This is a genomic window from Microcystis sp. LE18-22.4A (assembly GCF_027531105.1).
GTDB classification, from domain to species: Bacteria; Cyanobacteriota; Cyanobacteriia; order Cyanobacteriales; family Microcystaceae; genus Microcystis; species Microcystis aeruginosa.
Window position 1 is genome coordinate 38,898 of sequence record NZ_JAPZRB010000233.1, and the last position, 10,060, is coordinate 48,957.

Consider the following 10,060-nt stretch of genomic DNA (forward strand, 5'->3'; position numbering starts at 1 on the left):
AAGCGCGTGAGTACAATTCCCCCCGTCGATTTATCCCGTCAATACCAAGTCATCAGCGAAGAAGCTAACCATGCCGTTTTAGAAATCCTCCGTTCTGGGCGCTATATTGGTGGCGAAGCTGTGAGCGAATTAGAACGACAATTTGCCCTCTATCACGGTGTTAGCGATTGTGTCGCCTGTAATTCGGGAACCGATGCCCTTTATCTGGCACTGCGCGCCCTCGGTATTCAAGCGGGGGATGAAGTAATCACTTCCACTTTTTCGTTTATTGCCACCGCCGAAGCGATTAATTTAGTCGGGGCAGTGCCGGTTTTTGTCGATATCGATATCAATACTTTTAACCTCGATGTGGCACTGTTGGAAAAAGCGCTTACTCCCCAGACTAAAGCGATTATCCCAGTACACCTTTTTGGGCAATCTGTCAATATGTCTGAGGTGGTAAATTTCGCTCGTTCTCATAATTTATTGGTGATTGAGGATTGCGCTCAAGCAACGGGAGCAGAATGGCATGGGCAGAAAGTGGGGAGTATCGGCGATATTGGCTGTTTTAGCTTCTTTCCCACCAAAAATTTAGGCGGTTGTGGCGATGGTGGCGCAATTACCACCAATAACCCCGAGTTAGCGGCACAAATTCGCATGATTAAAGAACACGGCAGCAAGGTGCGTTATCTCCATGAGGTAATTGGGGTGAATAGCCGCTTAGATGCCATTCAAGCGGTTATTTTGCAAATTAAGCTAAAATATCTCGATTTTTGGAATAATCAACGGATCGAGATTGCCCAACGTTATCGGGAATTACTGCAACCTTTGCCTAATATCACTTTACCTACCGCTTTAGCCGGAGGTAAGCACGTTTGGAATCAGTACACAATCCTAACGGAAAATCGTGACCAAATTCGGGCGGCTTTGCAGGAAAAAGATGTCCTATCCATGGTTTATTATCCGATTCCTCTGCATTTACAGCCGGTTTATCAGTATTTAGGCTATAAAAAAGGTGATTTACCCGTGGCTGAATTGGCCAGTGAAAAAGTGTTATCTTTACCTATGTTCCCCGATTTAAGCTTTGAGGAACAACAACAGGTAGCCTATGCGCTGAAAGATTGTTTGCATAGTTCCTGAGTTATCAGTGGGAATTATGAATTATGAATTATGAATTATGTAGGTAGGTGTTAAAAATTGTCAGATTCCCCCCTGATCAAGGGGGGACAATTTGGGTGCATCTCAATTGATGGTATAGTAGTCGTTACTGCTGTGTGATGGTAATAGTTACTACCGTCGTACCGTCTTTTTTCGTTTCTGTTTTGATTTCGATTTTATCTTCTCCGCATCCGCCCATGATATTTCGGTAATCGTATTCTGTAATATCTTGAACTTGATCGTATTCTGAATTGACAAGAACCAAATCAGTAATTTGAAGTTGGGACATTGGAATTATACTCCTAATTAAGAAAAAAGTAGTTGGCTTGAGATTGGGTTTACCTCACTCATCTGTTCCTAGATTAATCGCTCTCCCAGCAGATGACAACCCCCTGGAAGGATGATTTTTGAACATAATTCTAGTATTTATGTTCAATTTTCAAGGACAGTCCCCAACGAGAAAATAAGGGTTTCCGGTTATTTCGCCAGCAACTTTGAGATGAAAACTGAGTTTTGCCCCCTAAATCCTGAACATAAATCAACTATTTATGTGTTTCCATTCAATTAATTTCTAAGCGCGAGACCACGGTGCGCCCCTATCATTGGCGCGATAATATGATCGTAGGGGCGAATTGCATTCGCCCTCTTCAAAAACCTGGCATTTTTATTGGCGATCGCAAAGCTCTTATTCATCGGACCGCGTCCTGTAGGGGCGAAGCATTCGGGCATAAGGGACTTGCGCTTTGATAACGTACCTTTTGGGCGAACGCAGTTCGCCCCTACATTGTGGACAAAATCCGTTACCGTAGGGGCGCCAGGAACCTGCGCCCTCCGATCGATCAGGTTTGCTGATCACCCTAATTAGGGTTTGCGGCAAAAAGGTTTTCGTGGGGGCAGGGTGTGGGGTGTAGGTTTTTACCCATTTTCATCTGGTAAATTACCTAATTTTCAGGGAAAAAGTCCTGGAATTTTACCCCCGATCACTGCAAGGGTCAGCACTTTTTGAGGAAAAAAAAGTCTAAAAGCCTTATCTAACAAGGTTTTTAGATTTATTCAGCCAACCCTACTTAAGCGATTAAATCGATTAACTTTTGTTTTAAAGTTTCCAATCCTAGCCGACGAATAGCCGAGATAAAAACAGCTTGGGGATATTTTTCCTTAGCTATTTCCAAATCGTCGCTTTTTACCTGATCCAACTTATTAAACACCATTAACATTGGACCAGTTTGAATCGGCATCTCCGAGAGGATTTTTAACACCGAGGCAATCTGACTTTCCCAAGCTGGATGGGAGAGATCCACCAGATGGAGTAAGGCGTCTGCTTCCGTTACTTCCTCTAAAGTTGCCCGAAAAGCATCCACCAGCGAGGGGGGTAATTCGTGGATAAAACCCACCGTATCGGTTAGTAAGAGGGTGTGAGAGACTTGGGTGAGGGGATCGGTAATAGTTAAGCGTCGGGTGGTGGGATCGAGGGTAGCAAACAGTTGATCGGCGGTATAAACTTCGGCAGCGGTGAGAGCATTAATTAAAGTGGATTTTCCCGCATTGGTGTAACCGACGATCGCCACACTGGCTACATCTTGTTTTTGCCGTTGTTTGCGTAAACGGGAACGATGAGCTTGCAGTTGATCCACCTCATCCTGGAGACGGGATAAACGACGTTGAATAGTTCGGCGTTCTGTTTCTAATTTTGTCTCCCCCGGTCCGCGAGTGCCAATTCCTCCCCCTAATCTCGACATAGCTAATCCGCGCCCAGTGAGACGGGGTAAAGTGTATTCTAATTGGGCTAATTCTACCTGTAGTTTACCCGCTTGGGATTGGGCCCGTTGGGCGAAAATATCCAAGATCACCTCGGTGCGATCGACCACTCTCACCCCGATTTGGTTCTCTAGATTGCGAATTTGGGCGGGAGAAAGGTCGCGATTGAATACAACTAAATTAGCCCCCGAAGTTTGCACCTGTAGGGCGATTTCTGCCACTTTTCCCGAACCGATCACTGTTTGAGGATGGGGATGATCCCGTTTTTGTCGGGTGACTTGCAAAACTTTGCCCCCGGCGGTATCAACTAAACGTTCTAATTCGCTTAAACCGTCCTCGAACTGGCGATCGCTCATACCGTCGGTGATTAAACCAACCAATAGCACCCGATCTTCGGCTGTATCAACGGTTATAGCGGTAAATTCTCGCTGAAACTCCGCCTCTAGTCCTTCCACTAACTCTAAAAAGTCCTGTTTGCTTAAATCCTCTAGATTTAAGGGAGGGGAGACAGACCAGTATATATTACTATTGACATTTGTTTGACTTTGTGGTATGAGATGCGCCAGATAGACTTGCTCCACATAACCGGTCGCCCCACCACCGCGACGGATCATACCTGTACCGGTTAATGTTAAGACCACCAGTGCGTCTAATCTTTGCAAAGCCATGGCGGTTAAACTGGATTCTTTTGGCGGTTCCTGCTTGAGTTCCGTGGCGATACAACGAATTCCGCAAAGACGTTCGGAACCGTAGCGGGGTAGTTCCAAGAGAGAAAATTGGGTTTGTCGGGGGGTTCCCACTCCCACACGAATTACCTGGCCGCGACGGTTGATATAGGTGCAGAGGGGTTGATGGATATCGGTACTGATAGCCGCCAGTCTTTGGGCGAATTCTGGGGTGGTGAGAGTATCAATAGGCAAGCGTTCATGGTACAGCCTTTGTAGCTGTTTCATCTGACTGGCTTTCAGTCCCTGGGTATTGCCGAAGATGGTATCGATAGGCTTTCCTCGCAATTAGGATTTTATCTATTATTGTAGCGATTATGAGACTCGCTGCTCCTTGAGGGCGTTTCTCATCAAGATGAAGTGTAACCTAATTTGGTGCTGATTCAGAAGTAGTGTTGACATCCTCGCCGCCGTAAAACGGACGGCGATTCCCAAACCTCACGATTTAGGTTTCTGCTTCTTTCCCGAAGGATTTTTCGCACCTGCCTTCACAGATTTACTCTGTTCTGGTCTTATGGTCGCTCCACAGACTGACACCGCAAGCCCTGCGGCCAAAATATTTTTACTGGCGTTAATGTCTCGGTCATGGTGAGTCCCACAGTTCGGACAGTCCCACTCTCGAACATTTAACGGCAGCTTTTTCACAATATACCCACAATTACTGCACCGTTTAGAACTGGGAAAACATCTATCTATTTCGATGTAATTTTTCCCGTACCAACGGCATTTATAGGCTAATTGTCGGGTGATTTCTCCCCAGCTTACATCAGATATTGCCTGAGATAATTTCGGGTTTTTGACCATATTCTTAACGGCTAAATTCTCAACAACAATCGTTTGGTTTTCACGAACTAATTGAGTGGTTAGCTTATGTAAATGGTCTTTTCTGCTATCGGTGATTTGAGCGTGAATCTTGGCTACTTTGATTCTCGCTTTTTCCCGATTTTTTGACCCTTTCTGTTTTCGAGAAAGACTTTTAGATGCTCTTCGCAGTCTCCGATAATGCTTGTTAAAATGCTCAGGATTAGATACTTTGTCACCATCGCTGGTAATCACGAGGCTACTAATTCCTAAGTCAATTCCAATGGCTTTATCTGTTACTGGTAATGGCTTAATTGTTGGGTCATCAAATCTAATTGAAATATGCCAACGTCCTGAGGGATGTAATCTGACTGTTACTGTACTTGGTTCACAGCTTTCTGGTATTTGTCTTGACCATCGAATCGCTAAAGGTTCTGTGCATTTGGCTAAATAGATTTGTCTGTCTTTGAATTTAAAAGCAGATTTGGTAAATTCGGCACTTCCTCCCTGATGTTTTTTCTTAAAGTTAGGATACTTAGTACGACCAGCAAAGAAATTAGTGAAAGCTGTTTGTAAATGTCTTAACCCTTGTTGTAAGGGTACACAGCTTACTTCATTGAGAAAGTTTAATTCTTCTTGCTTTTTCCAATCGGTTAGCATTGAAGAAGTTTGAGCGTAGCCTACTCTTTCTTGCTTTTCATACCAAGCTTGTGTTCGTTCGTGGAGAGCTTTGTTGTAAACTAATCTTACACAGCCCAAAGTGCGCCGCAATAGCGACTCTTGTTCTGGTGTAGGGTAAAATCGGTAAGAATAGGCTTTTTCCATGTCTCGTATTTTAGCATATATTTCGTAAACGATGCTCATATTTAACAGCAAAGCCGCCGTAAAACGGCGGGGTTTCAGACCCAAATTTTCGATGAAATGTAACGCACCATCAATTTTATAATATTCGGTGGGTTATGCTACAGTGCTTGTCATCTTGGTGCGATCACTGTTTTAGAGAACGAAAAGCGATCGCATCCTTTCCTAGGTTGGGTCATCGGAGCGAAACCCAACACCCAAAATCTAAATCCGTCTGAATCTTTTTGTTGGGTTTCCTTGGGTGTATTGTTGGGTTTCCTTTTTGTTGGGTTTCCTTGGGTCTATTGTTGGGGTTCCTTACGTCTATCGGCTAGACAAGGAAAAAGCGATCGAGGATTTCCGACAAGCCGCCGAACTGTTCCGCCAGCAAGGGAACGCGCCAGCACGCGAAAAAGCCCTGCAATTCCTACGGCAATTAGGCGCGGTCTAGATACTCGATCGATTTTGAATCTCACCCCGAAAAAAGCGATCGATCTTACAGCAAGATTTCTAGCGCTAGGGTGAACCCCGGAACCACATCTTCCCCGCTTAAAATCGCGTTCTCGGGATAACAGGTAATCGTCCCGTCCTGACGGTAGACGAAAGCCTGTTTATTGTGGCGATCGATCAACCATCCTAACTTCACCCCGTTCTCCCGATACTCCTCCATTTTCCGCTTTAACTTGGATAAACTATCGGTTTTAGAACGGATCTCGATCACGAAATCCGGCGCGAGATCGAGAAATTCATCCTCCCTTTCCTGCCAACCGGACGGTAAACGTTCTCTCGCCACGAAAGCCACATCGGGAGAGCGTACCGCGCTATTGGCCAGTTTAAAACCGCCGCTAGAACTAAATACCTCTCCTAACCCGTTCTGTTCGACCCAGTAGAGCAGGCGAGCGCCGGCTTTCAGTTCTCGATTCGCTGAAATACTTCCGATCGGGGGCATAGTGACTAACGTTCCATCTGCATTGCGTTCAAAGCCTAATTCCGGGTTCTGACAACTGAGGCGAATTAATTCCGCATCAGTAATCGTCGGGGATTTGCTTACCATATTGCATCAAAAAAAACAAGTATTTTTCACTAAATGATAACAAAGCGATGCCGATTGCCGCGCTTTTTCCTTTTGTACCCGAAAGGAAAAAAAATTGATCGCCCTATCCTGCATATTCTCAAAAAAGCAACCGATGAATTAGGTAGAAGCTCAAATCACCCTCACCGAGGAACTACCCATGAAATCCTTCGCCCTTCTCACCACCGTCAGCCTGATCGGCCTCTCCACCCTCGCCACTGTTCGCCCCGTTATGGCCCTAGAAAGCCGACAACCAGCCGAAACCCGGATCGCTCAAGCGAACTACAAAGAAGCGATCGCCCACTTTAACCGGGGAATTAACTACATCCAACAGGAAAAATATGATCTCGCCCTCGCTCAATTCACCAGAGCGATCGAACTCGATCCGGACTATGCCGAAGCTTACCTCGGTCGGGGCATGATTTACACGATTCGCGAACAATGGCGGCCGGCGTTTCAAGACCTGAACACCGCGATCCGACTAAACCCCCGCGCTGCCTACGCTTACCATTTCCGCGGATACGTCCATCTCGCATTTAACCAGAGACAAAATGCGATCGCCGATCTAACAACGGCCGCCGAATTATTTCGCCAGCAGGGAAACACAGAAATGTACAACAGCGCCATAGAAGCACTACGGCAGATAGGTGCGTAAGTTGCAAGGGAGAGCGATCGCTCTCCCCCTCTAAACTTTTGTAAAAAAAGCAATCTGAGGACTTAAAACTTGATCGCATAATTGGGAAAAAACCAACGATAACATCCTTGCAAGTATCCCTCGACTAAAGAGGAGCCAACCCGATGAAACCAATTACTTTCACCCTATCGGTGCTACTGGCCACCACTGGCCTACTCGTTCAACCAGGAGGCTTCCTGATGGAAAACATTCCACCCATCCTCGCGCAGGAGCAGACCGCTTCTAGAGTCTATCAGAAAGCCAGCCCCGCCGTCGTCACCGTCAAAAATGGCAGCGGCCACGGTAGCGGCTTTCTCGTCAGTCCCGACGGTATCATCATTACCAACGCCCACGTTGTTGCGGATGGCCCCCGGGTGGTGACAGTGAAATTTTCCAACGGACAGCAGGCCTCGGCAGACGTGATCGGCTTCGCTAAAAATGGCGTGGATTTAGCCGTCCTGCGGATTTATAACCGCCAAAACCTGCCCTATCTTCCCCTGGCCCGTCCGAACTCCGCCAAAGTCGGCGAAAGCGTTTTCGCCATCGGCACACCCTTAAACGAGGACTATCAAAACACCCTCACCCAGGGCATTATCAGCCGTCTCGACCCCGAAAAAGGCATTGTGCAACACAACGCTAATATCAACAAAGGCAATTCCGGCGGGCCGCTTTTGAATTCACGGGGGGAAGTGGTGGGGGTTAACGTCGCAGGCGATATCGGGAGTTACGTTTACGACGGTGCGGGAAACCCGATCGGCCTTACCCAGAGCGGCATTAATTTCGCCGTTTCCCTCGATCGCCTGCAAGCTTTCCTCACCGCAGTTAAAACAGGTGATGTCTCCACCGTCTCAACATTAGGACAGGACGATCGGATACAGTTACTCGCCCTCCCTCTTAACGGTCAGACCGTTCAAGGCAACTTGACCAAAGACCAAAACGAGCAATATTACGGGTTCGAGGGTCGTGCAGGACAGAAAATCGTTCTGGATATGAACAGCAACGAGATCGCTCCCTATCTTGTCCTCTATCGCGTTCTCCAATCTTCCGAGGGGACAAAATACCCACAGGTCGCCCGTAGTAACCAGCGCGTTGATCGCGCCCCCGGGGATTTTAACGCTCGACTCGTAACCGAATTACCTGCCGATGGAGTTTATATCCTAGTGGCTACCTCTCGCGAAGGGGGTGAATCGGGTCGCTACACCCTCAACGCCGCCGCTAACCCTTAAATAATCCCATTTTGACCCTAATCACGATTCTAATCCCTATTTTCTGAGGAACTATCCCTATGAACTCTAGATATATTTCCCACCGTCTCGCTTGCGTCGGCCTCCTCGCCACTGTCCTCCTCGGTGGTATCGCCCCCGGTTTCAGCCAATCGACCACCCCGAATCGCGTCACCTTCTTCTGTAAAGAGGTGTTCGATCGCGCATCGGGAGGAAAAATCCCCGCCACCCTCGCTTGGATTCCCCAAAGGAGCGGCAATGTGCGGATTATCGGCTGGAAATCGGAATATTTCTCCAAACGTTCCCCGGTTCGTTGCGAGGAAGTCACGAAAAAATTCCAGGAAGCCTATAATCAAGGGCGTTTTAACTATCTCACCACCGGCCGGGCGAAGGGATACCCGATCATCTGCAGCGTTTCACGATCCGGCGATCCCTGCGATGGTAATAGCCAACTTTTTACCCTTAAACCCCACGATAATCCAGATTTAGTCTTGCAACAACTCATGGACATCCTAGAGGGGAAAAGCTCGGATATGCTCCTCCAGAATTCCGGAGATAAAACCTATATCTCGATGACGGAGTTTTTCGCCAAAGCACCACTCGCTGATCGCGACGCACCCTGTGGTACGAGATCTGCTGGCCCGCAAAATAATTGCGTTCCCACCCGCTAGAATTTTCGCTGTTTTACCCCGAATTTCCCCATAATAACCATGTTGAAACCCTTTCCCCTACTCCTAAGCCTCCTACTTCTGCCCGTCGTACCAGTTAAAGCGCTATCCCCTTTCTCTGCTCCGGCGATCGTGGCGGAAGACAGCCCAAACGCGCAGATCGAGCGATCGATCCGTCAAGTCACCGTTAAGATTACTAGCGAGATAAATCGGGGATCGGGAATCATTATCGGGAAAAAAGGCAGTATATACCTCGTTTTGACCAACGCTCACGTTACCCGCGGCGCGAAAACCCTACAGATCCAAACCCACGACGGCCAAACCCGCACAGCCTCGATCGCACCGAATTCCCTTTTAAAAGATAAGGATCTGGCCCTCGTGGAGTTTAGCGATACCAGGGATTATCCGATCGCTAAAATTCGCGCCATTTCCCCGGATGCGGAACTAGATATCACTGTAACCGGTTATTCCGCAGAAACGGGGCAGTACACCACCGATAACGGGAAAATTGAACAAACAAGGGATCGACCCCTCCGGGAGGGCTACAGCGTCGGTTATAGTGGCGATATCGTGCAGGGAATGAGTGGCGGTGGTATCTTTTTCGAGGATGAGTTAATCGGCATTAACGGGCGATCGGCCCATCCGATTCTCTCTAACTACATCTACGAGGACGGTACAAAACCCACAGACGCAGAAATCCAACAGATGAGAGCGGTTAACTGGGGCATTCCCCTTCATACCCTATTAACCTACATCCGTCCGGAAATCCTCAGCGCCTATAACCTGCCCCTACCGCAGGTGAACCCCGATATAGAAACCACCGCCCCTACTCGCTATATCGCCGAATTAGAAGCGAAAGCGAAGGGTTTCACCGTCCGGATCGATAGTAGCAGTACAGCCAATGGAAGTGGCGTAATTATTGCTAAAAAAGGGAATATTTACACGGTTTTAACCGCAGACCATGTATTATGTGAGAAGAAGGAAGAAAGTCAAGATGCTGCAAGTAAACTTTGTCCCGATAACACCTACACCGTCGTCACCAGCGACGGCAAAACTCGAAACATCGAGAAAAGCACCATCATCCGGCAGGAAGGGGTAGATTTAGCAGTTTTTCAGTTTGAAAGCCTGGACAATTATCCCGTTGCGGAAATAGCGAATTATAA

The 10,060-nt window shown here is 47.4% G+C and carries 10 protein-coding genes; 6 read left to right on the forward strand and 4 right to left on the reverse strand.

Annotation, left to right across the window (positions count from 1 at the left end; translation table 11 throughout):
• Window positions 1-6 precede the first annotated feature (6 nt).
• Window positions 7-1,119, forward strand: coding sequence for a DegT/DnrJ/EryC1/StrS family aminotransferase (locus O9295_RS10750; RefSeq protein WP_288032922.1), 1,113 nt, complete (start codon window positions 7-9; stop codon window positions 1,117-1,119).
• 124 nt (window positions 1,120-1,243) lie between these two features.
• Here the strand turns inward: O9295_RS10750 and O9295_RS10755 are convergent, their stop codons facing one another.
• The 3 genes from O9295_RS10755 to O9295_RS10765 all read right to left on the reverse strand — a co-directional run bounded on the left by O9295_RS10755 (window position 1,244) and on the right by O9295_RS10765 (window position 5,246).
• Window positions 1,244-1,426, reverse strand: a complete 183-nt coding sequence (locus O9295_RS10755; RefSeq protein WP_288032923.1) for a hypothetical protein — start codon at window positions 1,424-1,426, stop codon at window positions 1,244-1,246.
• Between the two features lie 778 nt (window positions 1,427-2,204).
• Window positions 2,205-3,908, reverse strand: coding sequence for a GTPase HflX (gene hflX / locus O9295_RS10760; RefSeq protein ID WP_288032924.1), 1,704 nt, complete (start codon window positions 3,906-3,908; stop codon window positions 2,205-2,207).
• 150 nt (window positions 3,909-4,058) lie between these two features.
• Complete coding sequence (locus tag O9295_RS10765) at window positions 4,059-5,246, reverse strand: RNA-guided endonuclease InsQ/TnpB family protein (RefSeq protein ID WP_288032926.1); 1,188 nt, start codon at window positions 5,244-5,246, stop codon at window positions 4,059-4,061.
• A 277-nt stretch (window positions 5,247-5,523) separates the two neighbouring features.
• Between O9295_RS10765 and O9295_RS10770 the strand changes: the two genes are divergently transcribed.
• Window positions 5,524-5,712: a hypothetical protein gene (locus O9295_RS10770; RefSeq protein WP_079205652.1), complete on the forward strand. Its 189-nt coding sequence runs from the start codon at window positions 5,524-5,526 to the stop codon at window positions 5,710-5,712.
• A gap of 45 nt (window positions 5,713-5,757) precedes the next feature.
• Here the strand turns inward: O9295_RS10770 and O9295_RS10775 are convergent, their stop codons facing one another.
• Window positions 5,758-6,315, reverse strand: coding sequence for a Uma2 family endonuclease (locus O9295_RS10775; RefSeq protein ID WP_002763043.1), 558 nt, complete (start codon window positions 6,313-6,315; stop codon window positions 5,758-5,760).
• 178 nt (window positions 6,316-6,493) lie between these two features.
• Here O9295_RS10775 and O9295_RS10780 point away from each other — a divergent pair, with 178 nt between their 5' ends.
• From O9295_RS10780 to O9295_RS10795, 4 genes are all read left to right on the forward strand, one after another.
• The gene (locus O9295_RS10780) at window positions 6,494-6,988 is read left to right on the forward strand and encodes a tetratricopeptide repeat protein (RefSeq protein ID WP_072924763.1); all 495 of its coding nucleotides are present in this window, start codon (window positions 6,494-6,496) and stop codon (window positions 6,986-6,988) included.
• A 143-nt stretch (window positions 6,989-7,131) separates the two neighbouring features.
• Window positions 7,132-8,232 carry a S1C family serine protease gene (locus O9295_RS10785; RefSeq protein ID WP_012264042.1) on the forward strand — a complete coding sequence of 367 codons (1,101 nt, stop codon included), beginning with the start codon at window positions 7,132-7,134 and terminating at the stop codon, window positions 8,230-8,232.
• A 59-nt stretch (window positions 8,233-8,291) separates the two neighbouring features.
• Window positions 8,292-8,900, forward strand: coding sequence for a COP23 domain-containing protein (locus O9295_RS10790; protein WP_002774765.1), 609 nt, complete (start codon window positions 8,292-8,294; stop codon window positions 8,898-8,900).
• Window positions 8,901-8,939: 39 nt separating this feature from the next.
• Window positions 8,940-10,060: S1 family serine peptidase (locus tag O9295_RS10795; RefSeq protein WP_288032925.1), on the forward strand; the 1,121-nt coding region annotated here is incomplete at its 3' end.